The organism is Streptomyces otsuchiensis (assembly GCF_004305975.1).
GTDB lineage: Bacteria > Actinomycetota > Actinomycetes > Streptomycetales > Streptomycetaceae > Streptomyces > Streptomyces otsuchiensis.
Genome location: NZ_BHZI01000121.1, coordinates 1 through 17,608, shown reverse-complemented (window position 1 = coordinate 17,608; position 17,608 = coordinate 1). Strand labels below are relative to the sequence as shown.

Here is a 17,608-nt window from a genome sequence, read left to right as displayed (position 1 = left end):
GCCCCCGTCGCCGGGCTGGAGACGCCCCCGCTCACCGGCCGGGCGCCGGCCCTGGAGCTGCGGCTCCTCAACCACGGCCACCCCCCGCCGCTCCTGCTCGCACCCGACGGGACGGTGACCGCCCTGGAGCCCGACGAACCGGCGCTGCCGCTCGGCCTCGCCGGCCTGGGCGGCCCGGCGGTGCGTCCGGCGGGCCTGGTGCTGGATCCCGGCGCGGTGCTGCTGCTGTACACCGACGGCGTCAACGAGGCGCGCGACTCAGGGGGTCACTTCTACGACCCGGCCACACGGCTGCGGAGCTGCCCGGAGCGCGACCCGGGCCCGCTGCTCGACTGGCTGCTCGCCGACCTGGCCCACCACGGCGGGCTCGGCAGCGACGACCTCGCCGTACTGGCGGTCCGCGCCGCCGACCCCCGCCCCGGTCTGATGCCCGGGCGGCCGGGGCCCGGCGGCCCGTGAACCGCCCGTGACCCTGTGCCGCTTTGCGCGGCGTCCGCCCCGCGCCCACGCTCCCGGTTAAGCTCGCAGCAACCCGGCCGCCCCCACCGGACGGGGGACACGGACCACACCGGCACCCGGGCGCGCGCCACCTCGCGCGCCGCCGCCGTCCTCGTCGGCCGCGTCGCCCGGAGGGGGACGGCGCCCGGGGCTGTTGCCCCAGAGCGCGAGGAGACGAACGATGCGCAGGCCCTCCCTGTCCCGCCCGGTGCCGCACGTCCTGGTGGCCCTGGCCCTCGCCGCCCTCGTCGGCTGCGGCTCCGGCTCCACCTCCGGTTCCGACTCCGGTTCCGGGGACGGGAGTGACGCGGCGGACTCCGCCGGAAGTGAGTCTGCCGACGGCGCCGACCCGGACACGGACGGTGAGGACGCCGCCGGAGCCGACCCCTCGGAGAAGAACTCCTCCGAGGAGGCCGCCGCCGACACGGCCTTCGGAGAACTGGAGCAGGAGTTCGACGCGCGGCTTGGCGTCTACGCGCTGGACACCGGCTCCGGCGCCGAGGTGGCGCACCGCGCTGACGAGCGGTTCGCGGTCGCCTCCACCTTCAAGGCGCTCGCCGCGGGCGCCGTCCTCGACCAGTACGGACTCGACGGCCTCAACACCCTCACCGCCTTCGACCTCGACGACCTGGTCAGCCACTCGCCGGTGACCGAACGTTTCGCCGGGGACGGCATGCCCCTCGGTGACCTCGCGGCGGCGGCCGTGCGGCAGAGCGACAACACCGCCGCCAACCTGCTCCTCGAAGCGCTCGGCGGCCCGTCCGGATTCACCGAGGCACTCCGCGCGGTCGGCGACGACGTCACCCGGATCGACCGCTGGGAGACCGAACTCAACGACGTCCCGCCGGGCGAGGAGCGCGACACCAGCACCCCCCGGGCGCTCTCGGAGACCCTGAGCACCTACCTCCTCGGCGACATCCTCGACGCCCAGGAGAAGGACCGGCTCGCCGAGTGGATGACCACCAACACCACCTCCGCCACACTGATCCCGGCCGGTGTCCCCGACAGCTGGATCGTCGCGGACAAGAGCGGCGGAGCCTCCTACGGCATCCGCAACGACATCGCCGTGCTCTGGCCGGAGGAGGGCGAACCCGTCCTGCTCTCCGTGCTGTCCAACCGCGACGAGGAGGCCGACGAGTCCGACGACGCCCTGATCGCGCGTGCCGCGACGGCCGCCCTGGAGGCGCTCGGCCGCTGACGCCGCCGGGCCACGGGGCCGCCCGGGCCCGTGACCGCCGAACGGCCGGTCCGGGTGGTCGCCGGGCGCTCCCCGGCGCACTGTGGTCGGTGGGCCCCGCCCGGGGCCGCACCGGCGGAACCGGCCGCGAACGGCCGCAGTGAGCGGGAGGACGACATGAGCACGCTGGCCCTGATCGGCAGTGGCAACATCGGAGGCACACTGGCCCGGCTGGCCGTCGCGGCGGGCCTGGACGTGGTGGTCAGCAACTCGCGCGGCCCGGAGACCCTGGCCGGTCTGGTCGAGGAGCTGGGACCGCGGGCCCGCGCCGCCACGGCGGCGGAGGCGGCCGCCGCCGGCGACTGGGTCGTGGTGAGCGTGCCGCTCAAGCACCAGGACCGGATGCCGGCCGAACCGCTGGCCGGGAAGGTCGTCCTCGACACCACCAACTACTACCCGGGGCGCGACGGCGCCGTGGTGGCGCTCGACCAGCGCACCGTCACCACCAGCGAGCTGCTGCAGCGCCATCTGCCGGCGTCGAAGGTGGTCAAGGCGTTCAACAACATCTTCTTCCGCCATCTCGCCGCGCTGGCCCGCCCGGCGGGAGCGCCGGACCGGACCGCACTGCCGATCGCGGGCGACGACGAGGCGGCGAAGGAGTCCGCGACGGAGCTGCTGGGGCTGCTGGGCTACGACGCCCTCGACACCGGGCCCCTGGCGGACAGCTGGCGGTTCGAGCGGGACACCCCCGCCTATGTGGTGCCCTACGCGCTCGACCCGGCCGACCTGCCCGACGACCCGGGACGCCCGGCCGACGCCGAGACGCTGCGCGCCGCCGTGGACTCCGCGCGGCGGGTCTGACCGGCGGGTCCGAAACGGACGCGGCCAGCGGCGGAGGGCCCGGCGGCCGGGCCCTCCGCACGGCCTTCCGCACGCCCTCCGCACGCCCCTCAGCTGCCGGGCGGGACCAGCCGGTAGCCGACGCCGCGGACGGTCTGGATGATCTCCGGATGGTGCGGGTCGTCCCCCAGCCGCTCCCGCAGCCGCCGGATGTGCACGGTGATGGTGTTGGAGCGGCGCGCGCCGTCCCCCCACAGCTCCGCGCGGATGCGGTCGCGGGTGATGACCTTCTCGGCGTGCTGCATCAGCAGGTGGAGCAGCTGGAACTCCCGCAGCGGCAGCCGCCCGGTCGGCACGCCGTGCATCCGGACCTCGTAGCTGCCGGGGTCCAGCGTCAGCGGGCCGCAGACCAGTGGCTGGTCCCAGCCGCGGGTGCCGCGGTCGGCGAGGCTCAGCAGCTGCGCCACCTCGCGCGGCCGGTAGGGCCGGGCGACGCAGGCGCTGGCGCCGGCGGCCAGCGCCGGACCCACCTGGTCGGTGTCGCCGGGCCCCACGCCCAGCACCACCGGGATGGACAGCCGCCGCCGCACCAGGCGCAGCACGGTCGCGCCGTCCAGCAGCGGAAGCTCCGCGCTGACCAGCAGCACGTCCGGCTTGCGCAGTCCCGCCTCCAGCAGCGCCACCGCGCCGTCGGCGCAGTGCACCACCGACACCTGGTACTTGGCGAGCTGGGCGGTCAGTCCCTGACGGATGCGCTCGTCGGAGTCGGCCAGCAGCACCACGGGGTGGGAGCCGAGCGGGATGCGCAGCGTGGCGGGGATCAGTGGTTCGGCGAGAGCCACGTCGTCCGCCGCCTCAGCCGAAGCGACCGGAAATGTAGTCCTCGGTGCGCTGCTCGGCGGGACGGTTGAAGATCCTCTCGGTCGCGTCGTACTCGACCAGGCGCCCATGGCGCACTCCCTCGCTGTCGGTGTCGGCAGTGAAGAAAGCGGTGCGATCGGAGACGCGGGCCGCCTGCTGCATGTTGTGGGTGACGATGACGATGGTGAACCGGTCGGCCAGCTTCACCATCAGGTCCTCGACGCGCGCGGTGGCGATCGGGTCCAGGGCTGAACAGGGTTCGTCCATCAGCACGACATCGGGCCGGACCGCGATGGCGCGGGCGATGCACAGTCGCTGCTGCTGGCCGCCGGAGAGGGCCAGGCCGCTCTGCCGCAGCTTGCCCTTCACCTCGTCCCACAGCGCGGCACCGGTCAGCGCCTCCTCCACCCGGTCGTCCAGTTCGGACTTGGCGAGGCGGCCGTCGATCCGCAGGCCGTAGGCGACGTTGTCGTAGATCGACTTGGGGAACGGGTTCGGCTTCTGGAAGACCATCCCGATGCGGCGCCGGACCTCGATCGGGTCGACGTCCGCGCCGTAGAGGTCCTGGCCGTAGTAGCTGACCTCGCCGTTCACCCGGGCGCCGGGAACCAGGTCGTTCATCCGGTTCAGACAGCGCAGCACGGTGGACTTGCCGCAGCCGGAGGGGCCGATCAGCGCGGTGATCTCCCGCTCGTGGATCTCCATCGACACCTCGCGCACCGCGCGGTGCGAGCCGTAGGAGACCTCCAGTCCGGCCAGCCGGAACACCACCGGCGCGGGCGGTCCGTCCGGTGTGGCGCTGGAGCCGTTCGGGGCTGCGGCGCGCGCCGGTATCGACAGGTCTACGGGCATCGTCGGCTCCCTGGGCGTGGGCTGGGTGTCCGGCAGGGACGTTCACCATGTAACGAGCCGTGGGTAGCGGGTTGCACGGCGTGGGGTGAACCCCGGATGAACAACGGCGTTCCCCCAGGTTCGGGCCGCCGCGCACGCGGCCACCCCGGCTCCGGTGTCGCTTTCGTGCCGTCCCGGGCGCTTACGTGCGGTGGGCTCGCGCCACAACCTGGCGCCGCGCCGGGCCGGTTGACGCGATGGCACCGGCTCCGGCGCGCGGAGTCAGTACCATGCGGAGGCGTGGGGACCGACGGCGAACGACTCGTACTGGACTACCTGAGCAAGGTGGGCGACCTCGCCCACAGCACCAGCATGTCCGCCGTGGAACGGCGGGAGCTGGTCGGCCGGCTGCGGGACGAGATCGGCCGCCAGCGCTCGTCCGTGACCGGCCAGGAGCGCGACGCCGACGTCAAACGCATCCTGCGCACCATGGGCCGCCCCGAGGACGTGGTCGCCGCGGCGGGTGGACCGTCGGACGGCGGCGGCACGGCCACCGCCGGAGCGGAGGTCCCCAGCGGAGGCCGGGCGGCAGAGGCCGGCCGGGCCGCTCCGGCCGGGCACGCCGAGGCGGTACCGGCCGCCCGGCCCGCCCCCGAGGACCTCATCGACATGTCGAAACCGGACCCGCCGACCGCCGGGGAGCGCGACGCCCCGGCCGCGTGGCGGGACGGCCCGATCGGCGGCTTCGTCGGCGGCATCCTCGAACCGGACATGCTGCGCCCCCCGGCCGAGCCCGATGACCGGGTCGCCCCGCCCCCGGCCGTGCCGCTGGAGAAGGCGGGCGACGGCGCGGCCACCGACGGCGACGCGGGCGCCCCGGCCGGGGAGCGCAAGGACGCGACCGGCGCCGCCGCCCCGGTCACCACCGGCGGCGCGGCGGCCAAACCCGCCGGCACCCGCCGCTGGCGCGCGGTACGCGGCAGGTTCGGCGGCCGGCACGCGGGCGGGCCCGTGGAGCTGGCCGCGGCGCTGCTGCTGGTCGCGGGCTCGGTGATGGCCGAACTGCTGCCGATGCTCGCAGGCTGGCTGCTGGCCTACTGGGCGCCGCGGCTGAGCCGCGCCGTCGCCAAGTGGGCCGTCTTCGGCATGCCGGGACTGGTCGTCGGCGGCTATGTGACCTGGCTCTTCGGCCGGGTCAACGAGTACTGGGGCGAGCCGCTGGAGGGCGAGGTGATGCGCACGGCGATGGCCGACAACTGGCCGATGCTGCTGCGGGTCGCCGCCGCGGCCACCGCCGCGTTCCTCCTCTGGCGCACGCTGCGCCGCCCGCCCTCGGGCGTCTGACACCGGCCACGCGGGGGACGGGGACGGGCGCGTGGTGCGCCCGGCCCGTACCCGTCTCCCTGAGCGGCTCCTGCCGCGCGGTTCACTCCGGCAGGGTCTCCGCCAGCTGCCGCAGGACCTCCTCGGCGGCGGTGTAGCCGATGCCGAGGAACCACAGCTCGTCGTCGATGTGGTGGGCGCGGCCCTCGCTCACCGCCGTCATCCCCTCCCACAGCGGGCTGCCGACCATGGCGCCCTCGCCGGAGGTCGCGGCGTCGCCGTAGGAGCTGTAGTACAGGACGTCGGCGTCGGCGAGGTCGATCTGCTCGGAGCTGATCTCCACCATGAAGCCGTCCTCCGACTCCTCGGTGATCGCCGGGCGGGCGACGCCGATGTCGGCGAGGAGGGTGGCGATGTAGTTGTCGGTGGCGTAGATCCGGCTGTCGGCGCCCTCGATGAACCGCAGCACGCTGACCTCGGTGTCCGCCGCGACGTCGGGGCCGCCCAGCGCCTCGGTGACCTCGGCGACCTGAGCCTCGTAGCCGGCGACGGCCAGCTCGGCCTCGTCCTCCTTGTTCAGCGCGGCGGCGTGCAGCAGGAAGTTCTCCTTCCACGGGCCGCCTGGACGCTCGCCGAAGACGGTCGGGGCGATGGCGGACAGCTCGTCGTAGCGCTCCTCGTCGCGCACGATGTTGCCGATGATGAGGTCCGGGTCGAGGTCGTGGATGGCCTCCAGGTTGGGCGCGGCGATGTTGCCGACGTCCTCGATGCCCTCGGTGAAGTCCGACGGCAGGTAGCCGAGGAAGCCGTCGGCGGCGTCGGCGCGCACCGCGCCGACCGGCTTGACGCCCAGGGTCAGCATCGAGTCCAGCTCCGGGGTGTCCAGGACGACGACGCGCAGCGGGTTCTCCGGAACCTCGACCGGTCCCATCGCGGTCTCCACGGTGCGGGTCCCGCCGGAGTCGCCGTCACCGGCGCCGTCGGAGGAGTCGCCGTCGCCTGAGGAGCCGCCACAGGCGGTGAGCGTCAGCGCCGAGACGAGGGCGAGCGCGGTGGCGGCGCTCGCCCGGCGGGCGGACCGTCCGGCGCGCGGCGTGGTGTGGCGGTTCATCAGGTGGTTGCCTTTCGGAGAGAGTCGCCGGACCCGGACCCGGACCCGGACCCGGACCCTGACGCCGGTCCGTGGGAGTCGTCCGCCTGCCAGGGCGCACCGGGGACCACGAGCGGGCTGCCGGTGACGGGGTCGGGCACGACCACGGAGTGCAGGCCGAAGACCTCCCGCACCAGGTCGGCGGTGACGATGTCGCCCGGCCTGCCCCGGGCGACGATCCGCCCGTCCTTCATGGCGACCAGGTGGTCGGCGTAGCGGGCGGCCTGGTTGAGGTCGTGCAGGACCATGACCACGGTCCGGCCGCGGTCGTGGTTCAGTTCGCGTACCAGGTCCAGGACTTCGACCTGGTGCGCGATGTCGAGGAACGTGGTCGGCTCGTCCAGGAGCAGCAGCGCGGTGTCCTGTGCCAGCGCCATGGCGATCCAGACGCGCTGCCGCTGCCCGCCGGACAGCTCGTCCACCGGCCGGTCGGCGAGCGCCGTCACATCGGTGCGGGCCATGGCCTCGGTGACGGCCCGCTCGTCCTCCTCCGACCACTGCTGCCACCACCGCTGGTGCGGCTGGCGGCCCCGGGAGACGAGGTCGGCGACGGTGATCGCCTCCGGCGCCACCGGGGACTGCGGGAGCAGACCGACGGTACGGGCCACCTCCTTGGTGGGGACGGACGCCAGCTCCCGGCCGTCCAGCCGCACCGCCCCGCCGCGCGGCGCCAGCAGCCGGCCGAGGGCCCGCAGCGTGGTGGACTTGCCGCAGGCGTTGGGGCCGACCAGCACGGTGACCTCGCCGTCGGGGATGTCCAGGTCGAGGGAGTCGACCACCAGCCGGTCGGCGTAGCCGAGGGAGAGCCGTTCGGCGCCCAGCCGTGAGGCCGGGGAGCCACCCGCCCGGGCACCTGGGCCTGCACCGGCCGTCGTCCCCGCCGCCGTCGCGGTCGTCGTCCCGGCCGTCTGGGCGTGGGTCACTCCGGTCACTCCGGTCACCTCGGTTCCCTCGGTCATGCCTTGCCTCCCGTGCGGCCCCGCGCGATCAGCCAGATCAGGTACGGGGCGCCGATGGCGGCGGTCAGGACGCCGACGGGCAGTTCGGTCGGGTAGAGCAGCATCCGGGCCAGCATGTCGCCGACGACGACGATCAGGGCGCCCAGCAGTCCCGCCGAGAGCAGCGGTATCCGCGCCCCCCGGGTCAGCCGCCGGGCGACCTGCGGCGCCAGCAGCGCCACGAAGTCGACGGGGCCCGCCGCGCCGGTGGCCAGCGCCGCCAGCAGGATGCCGGTGCCGGCCAGGCCGAGCCGCAGCCGCCCGATCCGCACGCCCAGCGCCGTGGCCGTCGCGTCGTCCAGCGTGGCCGTCCGCTGCGCCCGCGCCGCCCACAGCACCAGCGGCAGCAGCACCAGCAGTGCCCAGGCCAGCGGCACCGCCTGGTCCCAGCCGCGCCCGTTGAGGGAGCCGGTCATCCAGACGACCGCCTGCTGCGCGGCGACCGAGTCGCCCTTGGTGAGCAGCAGTTGGGTCACGGCCCGCAGCGCCAGGGCGCAGCCGATGCCGATGAGGACGAACCGGGCGGCGTGCATCCCGCCGCGCCACGCCAGCAGATAGACCAGCCCGCCCGCGAGCAGCCCGCCCGCGATGGAGACATACGGCATGACGTCGGCGGACACCAGGCCGTACGTCATGGCGGCGACGGTGACGGCCGCCGCCCCGTGGGTGACGCCGATGATGTCGGGGCTGGCCAGCGGGTTGCGGGCGACGGTCTGGATCAGCCCGCCCGCGACGCCGAGCGCCGCACCGACCAGCAGACCGGTGGCCAGCCGCGGCAGCCGCAGCGTGCCGACGGTGAACTCGTGGTCCGACGGCGCGCCGAATACCACCTTGAGCACCTCGCCCGGCGGCACCACGTTCCTGCCCCAGCACAGCGACGCCACGCAGGCGACGGCCAGCAGCAGCGTCAGCGCCCCGGCCACGGCGGCGGACCGCCGGTGCACCAGGAAGGAGGCGGTGCCCACCCGCAGCAGAGTGTGTCCGGTGGGCCGGACACCACGGCCGGAGGGCACGGGACGCCCGCCCGTCGCGGGCGGCGCCTCCGCGCTCCGCTCCGGCGCGGTGGGGAGAGACGGACGGTTCACGCGGCGACCCCCTTGCGGCGCACCAGGAAGACCAGGACGGGGACGCCGATCAGCGCCGTCATCACACCGGCCGGGATCTCGGCGGGCCGGAACAGCATCCGCCCGATCACGTCCGACCCGAGCAGCACCACCGGGCCCAGCAGCAGCGACATCGCCATCACCCAGCGGTGGGCGGTGCCGACCAGGGCGCGGGCGATGTGCGGCACGGCGAGACCGACGAAGGCGATGGGGCCGGCCGCGGCGACACCGGCGCCGGTCAGCACGGTGGCGCCCAGCCCGCCGGTGACCCGGATCGCGGCGATGTTCTGCCCCAGGCCGCGCGCCATGTCCTCGCCGAGCGCCAGGGCGTCCAGCCCACGCGCCACCGACAGCGACAGCACGACGCCCACCAGCAGGAACGGCCAGACCTGCGCGGCGATCTCCAGGTTCCGGTCCACCAGTGAGCCGATCTGCCAGAACCGGAACTGGTCGAGCGTCGCGGACCGGGTGGTCAGCACGGCCGCCGTCACCGACGCCAGCAGGGCGCCCAGCGCGGCCCCGGCGAGGGCGAGCTTCACCGGGGTGGCGCCGCCGCGCCCGTGCATGGCGATGGCGTAGACCGCGACCGAGGCGAGCCCGGCGCCGACGAAGGCGAACCACACGTACCCGGCCAGGGTGTGGACCCCGCCGAACGCGATGGCCAGCAGCACCGCCACCGCCGCGCCCTGGCCGATGCCGAGGATGCCCGGCTCCGCGATGGGATTGCGGGTGATGCCCTGGAGCACCACCCCCGCCAGCCCCAGGCCGGCGCCGACCATGACGCCCACCAGGGTGCGCGGCAGCCGCATGTCGCGGATGACCTGGGCGGCGGCCGGGTCGCTGCCGGTCAGGAGGGCCTGCCAGACCTCGCCTGGGGAGAGGGGACGGCTGCCGACGGCGAGGCTGAACGTCACGGTGAGCAGCAGGGCGACGGCCGCGAGGGCGATCCAGACGACACGGGTCAGCCGGGTGCGGCTCGCGGTGTCGGACTGCATGGCGCTCGGGTCCTCGTGCTGGTGCGGCGGCGCCCGACGGGACGGGGCCGGGACGACAGCCACGGGCGATCCTCGAACGCTTCTCAGGTTAGGTAATCCTAAGGCGGCGCCCGCCGGGCGACGCCCACGGGTGCGTGCCCCGGCGGGCGGAGCCCCGGCCCGGCATGCGGCCGGCGAGCGACCGGCGGGGTCCCTGCGGGCGTCCTGCCTGCGGAGACGTCCGCGAGACCGTGCCGGAGCCGACGGGGCGAACGGTGCGCGGGGCGGCGGATCTCACACGTACCGCACGCCCGCCGCGCCCCACCCGTGCTCGACAATGAGCGCATGACGAACGCACCTGACCGAGCCCAGACCACCGCCGGCCCGACCATCGGCTTCGATCTGGACATGACGCTCGTCGACACCCGGCCTGGCATCCGCGAGACCTACCTGGCGCTGGCCGCCGAGACGGGCGTGGAGATCGACGCCGACCTCGCCGTGTCCCGCCTCGGCCCGCCGCTGACCTGGGAGATGGACCACTGGTTCCCGAAGGACGCCATCCCCGGGGCCGTCCGCCGCTACCGCGAGCTCTACCCCGACCACGCCGTCACGACCTCGCCGCTGCTTCCGGGCGCCGCCGAGGCGCTCGCCGCGGTGCGGGACGCGGGCGGCCGCAGCATGGTGGTGACCGCCAAGATCGCCGTCAACGCCCGGATGCACATGGACTTCCTGGGCCTGACGCCGGATCTGCTGGTCGGCGACCTGTGGGCCGAGGCCAAGGGCGAGGCGCTGCGCGAACAGGGCGCCACCGTCTACGTCGGGGACCACCTCGGTGACATCCGCGGCGCGCACAGCGCGGGCGCACTGGCCGTCTCGGTGCCCACCGGCCCCTTCGACGCGCGGGAGCTGGAGGACGGCGGTGCCGATGTGGTGCTGCCCGGCGGTCTCAAGGACTTCCCGGCCTGGCTCGACGGCCACCTCGCCGCCGCCCGCTGAGGACGGCGGGCCCCTCAGCGGGCGCGGTGCCCTCGGGCCGGTGCCCTCAGCCGCCCGGCGTGGCTGGGGCGGTGCGCGCCGCGGCGCGGACCGCCTCGCGGCGCTGGACCGCGATGGACCGCGCCATGCCCAGGCCCGCGACGGCGAAACCCGCGCCCATCAGCATCGATACGCCGTACGCCAGGGGCGGAAAGGGTTCGGAGCCGATGAACATGGGGATGAAGGTGATCAGGGTCGCGACCGCGCCGACGGCGAAGATCACGCCGCCGATCCGGACCAGCAGATCCCCGCTCCGGTTCTCGTGCTCAGGTGTGTCGCTCACCCGTCCAGGGTAGAGGGCGCCGCCCGCGCCGCGGCGCCGGGGGAGTGAGCCGCTGTGAAAGAGCCCCGGGAACGCCTCGGGCATGTCGTGGTAAACGCGTGTCGCCGCGGGCCGGGTGAGCATTAGCCTGGTGACACCCGGCGGGACAAAGTCCCGCCGAGCCGCATGTAACGGGACAGGACTGGGCTGGCCGGTGCGTGGCCAGGACGAGGGCGAGGACGAGGACACGTGCCTACCGGCAAGGTGAAGTGGTTCAACGGTGAGAAGGGCTTCGGCTTCCTGGCGCGCGACGACGGAGGTGACGTCTTCGTGCACTCCTCGGTACTGCCGGAGGGCGTGGACGTGCTCCGTCCCGGGCAGCGGGTGGAGTTCGGTGTCGTCGCCGGCCAGCGCGGCGACCAGGCCCTGTCGGTGACCGTCCTCGACCCGACCCCGTCGGTGGCCGCCGCCCAGCGGCGCAAGCCCGACGAGCTGGCCTCCATCGTCCAGGACCTCACCACCCTGCTGGAAGGCGTGGCGCAGCAGCTGGAGCGGGGCCGCTACCCCGACAAGCGCAACGGCGCCCAGGTCGCGGGGATGCTGCGCGCGGTCGCCGACCAGCTCGACGTCTGACCAGCTCGACGTCTGACCGGCCGGGCGCCCGACCGGTCTGCCCGCCCCGGCCGGGGCGGGCAGACCGCCGTCGGTCCGGCGTTCAGTCCAGGCGGGCGGCGGGCACCAGGCCCTCGTCCGCGGCGCGGCCGAGCAGCTCCCGCACGGCGGCGAACCCCTCGGTGCCCAGGTCGGCCGTGAACTCGTTGACGTAGAGCCCGATGTGCTGGTCGGCGACGTCCGGGTCCATCTCCTGGGCGTGCGCCAGCACGTAGTCGCGGGAGGCGGCCGGGTCCCGCCACGCCATGGCGACCGAGGCGCGGATGGCCTCCGTCACGGCGGTGAGCCGCTCCGCGCCCAGTGAGCGCCGCGCGATGATCGCGCCGAGTGGGATCGGGTGCCCGGTGGTGCTCTCCCAGAACTCCCCGAGGTCGACGAGCTGGTGCAGCCCGAACCGCTGGTAGGTGAAGCGCGCCTCGTGGATGACCAGCCCGGCGTCCACCCGTCCGTCGCGCACCGCCGGCATGATCTCGTGGAACGGCATCACCACGATCCGTCCGACGCCGCCCGGTACCTCCCTCGCCGCCCAGAGGCGGAACAGCAGGTAGGCCGTGGACCGTTCGCTGGGCACGGCGACCGTGCGGCCGGCCAGCCCGGCGCCGTCGCCCTCGCGTGGTTCGCGGGTCAGCACCAGCGGCCCGCAGCCCCGCCCCAGCGCCCCGCCGCACGGCAGCAGCGCGTACTCCTCCAGCACCCACGGCAGCACCGCGTAGGAGACCTTCAGCACCGAGCCCTCGCCGCGTTCGGCCATGCCGTTGGTGACGTCGATGTCGGCGAAGGTCACCGTGGGCGCGGTCGCGCCCGGCACCAGGCCGTGCGTCCAGGCGTGGAAGGTGAAGGTGTCGTTGGGGCAGGGGGAGTAGGTGATGTCCAGCGCGTCCGGCAGCCGGAGGGCGTCCGGGGACGCGGCGGGGTTCGAGGTGGTCACGGTGTGGCCCCGTCCTTCGGTTCGTTCACATGGCCGGTCCAGGTCTGGCCGGTCTGGCCGGTCTGGCCGGTCTGTCCGGCGTGGCCTGTCCGGCCGGCGTCATCGGTCAGCAGCGGGGCGGCGGCGGCGAAGGCCGCGGTGAGGGCGCGCAGCGCGTCGGGGATGCGCCAGGCGTCCCGGTCGCGCGGCCCGACCGGGTTGGAGACGGTACGCAGCTCCAGGACAGGGACACCGGCGCGCGCGGCCGCCTCGGCGACGCCGAACCCCTCCATCGCCTCGGCGGCGGCGCCGGGGTGACGTGCGGTCAGCTCGGCGGCCCGCTCCGCGGTGCCGGTCACCGTGGACACGGTCAGCACGGGCGCGGCCAGTCCGCCGGTGGCCTTCGCGACGGCGGAGGCCAGCGCGGGCGGCGGCCGGTGGACGGAGGTGCCGAAGCCGAGGGCGGCGACATCGGAGAAGCCGTCGGCCGTGGTGGCGCCGAGGTCCGCGGCGACCAGCGAGGTGGCGACGACCAGGGAGCCGACCGGCGCCAGCGGCGCGAACCCGCCGCCGATCCCGGCGGAGACCACCAGGGCGTACGGTTCGCCGCTCAGCCGGGAGGCGGTCAGCTCGGCGGCGGTGGTGGCCGCCGCGGCGGCCGGGCCGACCCCGGCGGCCACCGCGCTCAGCGCGGGTGCCCCGGCGCTGACGGCGTCACGCTCGGCGGCCACCGCGGTGACCACCAGCACCCGCGGGCCGCGCGCCCCTCCGGTCACCGTCGGTCAGTGCTCCTTCTGCTCCAGCTGGAGGTTCCAGATGCCCTCGAACTGGCCGTAGAACGCGGTGTCGAACGCTTCGAGGTCGCCCATCTGCGCGGCCTGGAAGGCCTCCATCAGCGCCTCGGTGTCGTAGTCCTCGGTGACCTGCGCGACGCTGACCTGGACGACGTCACCGAAGGCGTCCTCCTCCTGGCCGGGCATCCCGGCGGCCTCCGACGCCGCGTACAGCTCGTCGACGTCGAAGCTGCGGTAGGTGTTGAACGACGGGTCGATGGCGCGCGGGGTGCCGTTGACGAACAGCAGCCAGCCGGTCTCGGCGACCTTCGGGTCCACACCGACGCGCAGCGTCTCGCCGTCCTCGGTGCTGAAGCTGTGGACGTCCTCGGTCTCCTCCATGCAGGCGCGCGCCCTCTCCACGCCGAGGCCGTCACCGTGGCCGTGGCAGTCGCTGGCGGTCTCCATGGTCTTGGTGGAGGTACCGAGCGTGAAGTGAGCGTTGGGGCTCGGCTTCTCGCACGCCGTGAGGGCGGCCAGTCCCAGTGTCACGGCGCCGGCGGCGAGAGTGGTGCGGACGGCGCGGCGGCCACGGCTCCTGGAGATCGCAGTCATGCGGGCAGATTACCGGGCGTCGCCATTCAGCGGACGCGCGGGTGCGGCGAGCCGCGCCGGGCACCGGCCACCAGCCCGCCGAACGTGACCACCAGGCCGACGAGGACGAGCGCGGCGGCGGTGCCCATCCCGATGGTGCCGTTGAGCGGCAGCACGATGCCGATCCCGCCACCGAGGACCCAGGCCATCTGCACCATGGTCTCCGAGCGGGCGAAGGCGGAGGTCCGCACCACCTCGGGGACGTCGCGCTGGATCAGGGCGTCCAGCGACAGCTTGCCCATCGCCTGGCACAGTCCGGCGACCGCGCTGACCGCCACGACCGTCACCGTGCCGTAGGCGACGGCGGCGGTCGTGGTGGTGGCCACCGCCAGGAACAGCATCGCCAGCAGGATGAACTCCGGGGCCCGGTCCCGCGCCCACGCCCCCAGGATGTTGCCCAGCCCGTTGCCGACACCCGCCGCGACACCGACCAGCCCCAGCGACAGGGCGGCCGTCAGCCCCGGCAGCGGCTGCTCGCGCAGCAGGAACGCCAGGAAGAAGAGCATGAAGCCGGAGAGGACCCGCAGCGAGGAGTTGGCCACCAGTGCCTTGAACACGGTCGAACCGGTGGCACGCAGCACACGGGGACGGCGGCCCTTCCTCCCGTCGGCGTCGCGGCCCACGGCGCGGGCCTCCGCCAGCTCCTGGAGGTGGAGTGTCCGTTCGCCCTTGGCGAGGTCGACCTTGTGCGGCAGCCGGAAGCACATCACGGCGCCGATCATCGTGATCACGAACGCCCCGTACAGCGGCCCCTCGGGCCCGATCAGATGCAGCAGCAGACCCAGCGGCGCGGCGGCGCCGGCCGAGACCAGTCCGGTCAGCGTGATCCGGGCGTTCGCCTTCACCAGGGAGATCTGGGACGGCAGCAGCCGGGGCACCACCGCGGCCCGCACGATGTTGTACGCCTTGGACGCGATCATCACGCCCAGCGCCGCCGGGTACAGCTCCAGGCCGCCGGTCGCGACCGCGCCCGTCATCAGCAGTGCCAGCAGCCCCCGGAAGCCGAGGGCCGCGGACATCGCCGCCCGCCGGCCGTGCGGCAGCCGGTCCAGCAGCGGACCGACGACCGGCGCCAGCAGTACGAACGGCGCCATCGTCACGGCGAGGTAGAGCGCGACCCGGCCGCGCGCCTCGTCGGTCGGCACGGAGAAGAAGATGGTGGAGGCGAGCGCCATCGTGATGAGCATGTCGCCCATGGAGTGGACGGCGTGCAGCTCTATCAGCTTGCCGAGGCCGGACTCCCCGGCGCCCTGGGCGTGGGTCGCCCGCCGGATGCGGCGGCCGACGACGCGCGGCGGACTCGACACGGCACGGCCGGTCGCCCGGATGCCCCGGAGCACGGCTCCGGACCCGGACTCGGAACTCCGATCGGACGAGCTGTCAGCGGCCACGTCCGTAAGCGTAGAGCGTGGGGACCCATCCGAGGCGGGGACGGACAGACCGGGAGCGTCGCGACGTGCCACGCGGACCGCGGCCGGTCCGCCCGGACTCGGCGGACCGGGCGAAGCGGCGCCCGGCCGGCGTCTCGTGCGCCACGTGCGCCCCGTTTGCTTCGCGTGTCGCCCGTGAGTCGGGGGCGCGGCCCCCTCCCCGCGGCTTCCCCGCCGCGCGCCCTTCCCGCCGGGCGTTCGGTGGCGACGCGCCGCCGCTCACCGGGCCGGGGCGTCGTGGGGATCACACGTGCGGTAGCGTGGTCCGACCGGTGCGCCGTGCCTCGTGCAGCACGACGTCGCAGCGGCCCGGGCTGTCACCCCGGAGCCGCTCCGTCAGCTCCGCTCGCCTTCGGCGTCCGCACCGCACAACGGCGTAGGAAAGAGTCGATACCAGTGAGTGCTGCTACACGAAGCCGGACCCCGGACCGGCTCTGTGCGGACGCCGTAGAGCTCGCGCGGGAGGCCGCCGAAGACGCGGCGTTCCCCCAGCCCGTCGGTCCCCACCTCGCAGTCGAGGCCGAGGGCGACCGGGTGGCGACGCACTACTTCGAGTCCGCGGACCCCGCCTACCGGGGCTGGCGCTGGCGCGTCACGGTCGCCCGTGCCGCCCGCGCCCGCTACGTGACCCTCGACGAGGTCAGCCTCTCGCCCGGCCAGGACGCGCTCCTCGCCCCCGAGTGGCTGCCGTGGAGCGAGCGGCTGCGTCCCGGCGACCTCGGCCCCGGTGACCTGCTGCCGTCCGACGCGGACGACCTGCGGCTGGAACCGGGCATCTCCGGCGAGGACGAGGCACCGCCGAACTCGGCGGTGGCCGCCGAGGACGCGCCCGGCACCCTCCGCCGCGCCGACCTCGGTCCGCTCGCCGAGGAACTGGGCATGGGCCGGCCGCGGGTGCTCTCCCGCTTCGGCCTGCGCGAAGCGGCCGAGCGCTGGGAGGAGAACTACGGCCCGCAGACCGCCATGGCGCAGAGCGCCCCGGCCTCCTGCCTGAGCTGTGGCTTCCTGGTCCCCCTGACCGGTTCACTGCGGCAGGCGTTCGGTGTCTGCGCCAACGAGTACGCCCCGGCGGACGGCCGGGTCGTCTCGCTGGGCTTCGGCTGCGGCGCCCACTCCGAGGCGGCTTCGCTGATTCCCAAGCCGGCGCAGCCCGCGCCGCCCGTCATCGACCACGTCGGCGCCGACCCGCTCTGACGCCCGGGCCGCTCCTTGTTCCTTCGCCCGTGGTGGTGCCGGGCCCGCCTCGCGGACCCGGCACCACCACGGGCGAAGGTCTTCCGGTCCGCTCCGAGAACGCGTCTCCCGGCCGGGGTGCGCGCCGGGTGACGGCGCTCAGGTCAGGGCGCGGATGATCAGGGCGACGCCCGAGACGGCCACCGTGATCAGCAGCAGGGTGCGAATGCCCTCCATGCCGTAGCGGCGGCGGATCGGCAGGGAGGCGAAGTACCCGCCCAGCACGAACGGGACCAGCACCAGCCCGGCCCACACCTGCTCGGCGGCCAGCTGCCCGCCCACCTGGAGTGTGGCCAGGGAGATCAGCGCCCCGGCCACGAAGTACCCGCCCAGGGTGGCGCGCACCGTCGGGCCCGAGGAGTTCTGGTACAGCAGCGCCAGCGGCGGACCGCCGATCGAGGTCGCGGTACCGGTGACACCGGAGACCATCCCGGCGGAGACCAGCGTCACCGGAGTGATCCGCACCCGCACCGCCGAGATGGTGGCGGCCACCGCCAGCAGCACCATCACGCCGACGACCAGCCCCAGCAGCTTCGGTTCCAGGACCGCCACCAGCCACGCCCCGAGGACCGAGCCGGGAATCCGGGCGGGCAGCCCCCAGGCCAGGCCCCGCCAGTCGACGAACCGCCACTCGGACCAGAGCGACATCAACGGCGCGAACGCCGTGACCACCAGCAGGGAGCCGGGCATCAGCGAGGGCTCGGCGAAGGTCAGCACCGGGGCGGCCACCAGGCCGAGTCCCAGGCCGACGGTGCCCTGGACCAGGGCTCCGGTGAAGACGGCCATACCGGCGATGACCAGGAAAGTTATGTCGGGCACGAGCCTTGACGTTAGCAGCCGGCCCGTCCGCCGCCCGCTGACCGGTCGCCGCCCCGCCCGCTCCGGGC

19 protein-coding genes are annotated in these 17,608 nt (G+C 74.6%); 7 read left to right on the top strand and 12 right to left on the bottom strand.

Annotation, left to right across the window (positions count from 1 at the left end; genetic code table 11):
• The 3 genes from E0D90_RS13485 to E0D90_RS13475 form a co-directional block, all read left to right on the top strand.
• On the top strand, positions 1–459 hold a 459-nt coding region (locus tag E0D90_RS13485; protein WP_157996863.1), incomplete at its 5' end, for a SpoIIE family protein phosphatase.
• Between the two features lie 220 nt (positions 460–679).
• Positions 680–1,696, top strand: coding sequence for a class A beta-lactamase (gene bla, locus E0D90_RS13480; protein WP_130798287.1), 1,017 nt, complete (start codon positions 680–682; stop codon positions 1,694–1,696).
• 156 nt (positions 1,697–1,852) lie between these two features.
• Positions 1,853–2,536 carry an NADPH-dependent F420 reductase gene (locus E0D90_RS13475; protein ID WP_130798284.1) on the top strand — a complete coding sequence of 228 codons (684 nt, stop codon included), beginning with the start codon at positions 1,853–1,855 and terminating at the stop codon, positions 2,534–2,536.
• An 89-nt stretch (positions 2,537–2,625) separates the two neighbouring features.
• On the opposite strand, the gene E0D90_RS13470 is transcribed toward E0D90_RS13475, so the two are convergent.
• The gene (locus E0D90_RS13470; protein WP_227870201.1) at positions 2,626–3,357 is read right to left on the bottom strand and encodes a response regulator transcription factor; all 732 of its coding nucleotides are present in this window, start codon (positions 3,355–3,357) and stop codon (positions 2,626–2,628) included.
• Between the two features lie 13 nt (positions 3,358–3,370).
• Complete coding sequence (pstB, locus tag E0D90_RS13465) at positions 3,371–4,228, bottom strand: phosphate ABC transporter ATP-binding protein PstB (protein WP_130798282.1); 858 nt, start codon at positions 4,226–4,228, stop codon at positions 3,371–3,373.
• Between the two features lie 279 nt (positions 4,229–4,507).
• On the opposite strand from pstB, the gene E0D90_RS13460 reads away from it, so the two are divergent.
• Positions 4,508–5,551, top strand: a complete 1,044-nt coding sequence (locus tag E0D90_RS13460) for a hypothetical protein (RefSeq protein ID WP_130798280.1) — start codon at positions 4,508–4,510, stop codon at positions 5,549–5,551.
• Positions 5,552–5,633: 82 nt separating this feature from the next.
• Here E0D90_RS13460 and E0D90_RS13455 read toward each other — a convergent pair whose 3' ends face one another.
• The 4 genes from E0D90_RS13455 to E0D90_RS13440 all read right to left on the bottom strand — a co-directional run bounded on the left by E0D90_RS13455 (position 5,634) and on the right by E0D90_RS13440 (position 9,776).
• Positions 5,634–6,641 carry an ABC transporter substrate-binding protein gene (locus E0D90_RS13455; protein ID WP_130798278.1) on the bottom strand — a complete coding sequence of 336 codons (1,008 nt, stop codon included), beginning with the start codon at positions 6,639–6,641 and terminating at the stop codon, positions 5,634–5,636.
• On the bottom strand, positions 6,641–7,639 hold the full coding sequence (locus E0D90_RS13450; RefSeq protein ID WP_130798276.1) for an ABC transporter ATP-binding protein: 999 nt from the start codon (positions 7,637–7,639) through the stop codon (positions 6,641–6,643). Before E0D90_RS13450 ends, E0D90_RS13455 begins: the two co-directional genes overlap by 1 nt.
• A complete protein-coding gene (locus E0D90_RS13445) occupies positions 7,636–8,691 on the bottom strand; it encodes a FecCD family ABC transporter permease (protein ID WP_130798296.1) in 1,056 nt (351 codons plus the stop codon). Before E0D90_RS13445 ends, E0D90_RS13450 begins: the two co-directional genes overlap by 4 nt.
• 68 nt (positions 8,692–8,759) lie before the next feature.
• Positions 8,760–9,776 carry a FecCD family ABC transporter permease gene (locus E0D90_RS13440; RefSeq protein ID WP_130798295.1) on the bottom strand — a complete coding sequence of 339 codons (1,017 nt, stop codon included), beginning with the start codon at positions 9,774–9,776 and terminating at the stop codon, positions 8,760–8,762.
• Between the two features lie 324 nt (positions 9,777–10,100).
• Between E0D90_RS13440 and E0D90_RS13435 the strand changes: the two genes are divergently transcribed.
• On the top strand, positions 10,101–10,751 hold the full coding sequence (locus tag E0D90_RS13435; protein ID WP_103504629.1) for an HAD family hydrolase: 651 nt from the start codon (positions 10,101–10,103) through the stop codon (positions 10,749–10,751).
• A 46-nt stretch (positions 10,752–10,797) separates the two neighbouring features.
• Here the strand turns inward: E0D90_RS13435 and E0D90_RS13430 are convergent, their stop codons facing one another.
• Complete coding sequence (locus E0D90_RS13430; protein WP_130798274.1) at positions 10,798–11,073, bottom strand: hypothetical protein; 276 nt, start codon at positions 11,071–11,073, stop codon at positions 10,798–10,800.
• A gap of 228 nt (positions 11,074–11,301) precedes the next feature.
• Between E0D90_RS13430 and E0D90_RS28415 the strand changes: the two genes are divergently transcribed.
• Entirely contained in the window at positions 11,302–11,685 is a 384-nt protein-coding gene (locus E0D90_RS28415) for a cold-shock protein (protein WP_130798272.1), read from the top strand.
• An 82-nt stretch (positions 11,686–11,767) separates the two neighbouring features.
• Here the strand turns inward: E0D90_RS28415 and E0D90_RS13420 are convergent, their stop codons facing one another.
• From E0D90_RS13420 to E0D90_RS13405, 4 genes are read right to left on the bottom strand one after another with little or no spacing between them, the layout of a single operon-like run.
• Positions 11,768–12,652: a 1,4-dihydroxy-6-naphtoate synthase gene (locus tag E0D90_RS13420; RefSeq protein ID WP_438827397.1), complete on the bottom strand. Its 885-nt coding sequence runs from the start codon at positions 12,650–12,652 to the stop codon at positions 11,768–11,770.
• Complete coding sequence (locus E0D90_RS13415; RefSeq protein ID WP_227870200.1) at positions 12,649–13,407, bottom strand: futalosine hydrolase; 759 nt, start codon at positions 13,405–13,407, stop codon at positions 12,649–12,651. The genes E0D90_RS13420 and E0D90_RS13415 overlap by 4 nt, the downstream gene beginning before the upstream one ends.
• A 6-nt stretch (positions 13,408–13,413) precedes the next feature.
• Entirely contained in the window at positions 13,414–14,019 is a 606-nt protein-coding gene (locus E0D90_RS13410; RefSeq protein ID WP_130798270.1) for a hypothetical protein, read from the bottom strand.
• A gap of 26 nt (positions 14,020–14,045) precedes the next feature.
• A complete protein-coding gene (locus E0D90_RS13405) occupies positions 14,046–15,449 on the bottom strand; it encodes an MFS transporter (protein ID WP_174856193.1) in 1,404 nt (467 codons plus the stop codon).
• A gap of 435 nt (positions 15,450–15,884) precedes the next feature.
• Between E0D90_RS13405 and E0D90_RS13400 the strand changes: the two genes are divergently transcribed.
• A complete protein-coding gene (locus tag E0D90_RS13400) occupies positions 15,885–16,682 on the top strand; it encodes a DUF3027 domain-containing protein (protein WP_103501161.1) in 798 nt (265 codons plus the stop codon).
• A gap of 138 nt (positions 16,683–16,820) precedes the next feature.
• Here E0D90_RS13400 and E0D90_RS13395 read toward each other — a convergent pair whose 3' ends face one another.
• Positions 16,821–17,540: a sulfite exporter TauE/SafE family protein gene (locus tag E0D90_RS13395; protein WP_103501162.1), complete on the bottom strand. Its 720-nt coding sequence runs from the start codon at positions 17,538–17,540 to the stop codon at positions 16,821–16,823.
• Between the last annotated feature and the right edge of the window lie 68 nt (positions 17,541–17,608).

Coding starts and splice junctions, on each gene's coding strand:
- bla (WP_130798287.1), top strand. CDS start 680: ATGCGCAGGCCCTCCCTGTCCCGCCCGGTGCCGCACGTCCTGGTGGCC.
- E0D90_RS13475 (WP_130798284.1), top strand. CDS start 1,853: ATGAGCACGCTGGCCCTGATCGGCAGTGGCAACATCGGAGGCACACTG.
- pstB (WP_130798282.1), bottom strand. CDS start 4,228: ATGCCCGTAGACCTGTCGATACCGGCGCGCGCCGCAGCCCCGAACGGC.
- E0D90_RS13455 (WP_130798278.1), bottom strand. CDS start 6,641: ATGAACCGCCACACCACGCCGCGCGCCGGACGGTCCGCCCGCCGGGCG.
- E0D90_RS13450 (WP_130798276.1), bottom strand. CDS start 7,639: ATGACCGAGGGAACCGAGGTGACCGGAGTGACCGGAGTGACCCACGCC.
- E0D90_RS13440 (WP_130798295.1), bottom strand. CDS start 9,776: ATGCAGTCCGACACCGCGAGCCGCACCCGGCTGACCCGTGTCGTCTGG.
- E0D90_RS13435 (WP_103504629.1), top strand. CDS start 10,101: ATGACGAACGCACCTGACCGAGCCCAGACCACCGCCGGCCCGACCATC.
- E0D90_RS13410 (WP_130798270.1), bottom strand. CDS start 14,019: ATGACTGCGATCTCCAGGAGCCGTGGCCGCCGCGCCGTCCGCACCACT.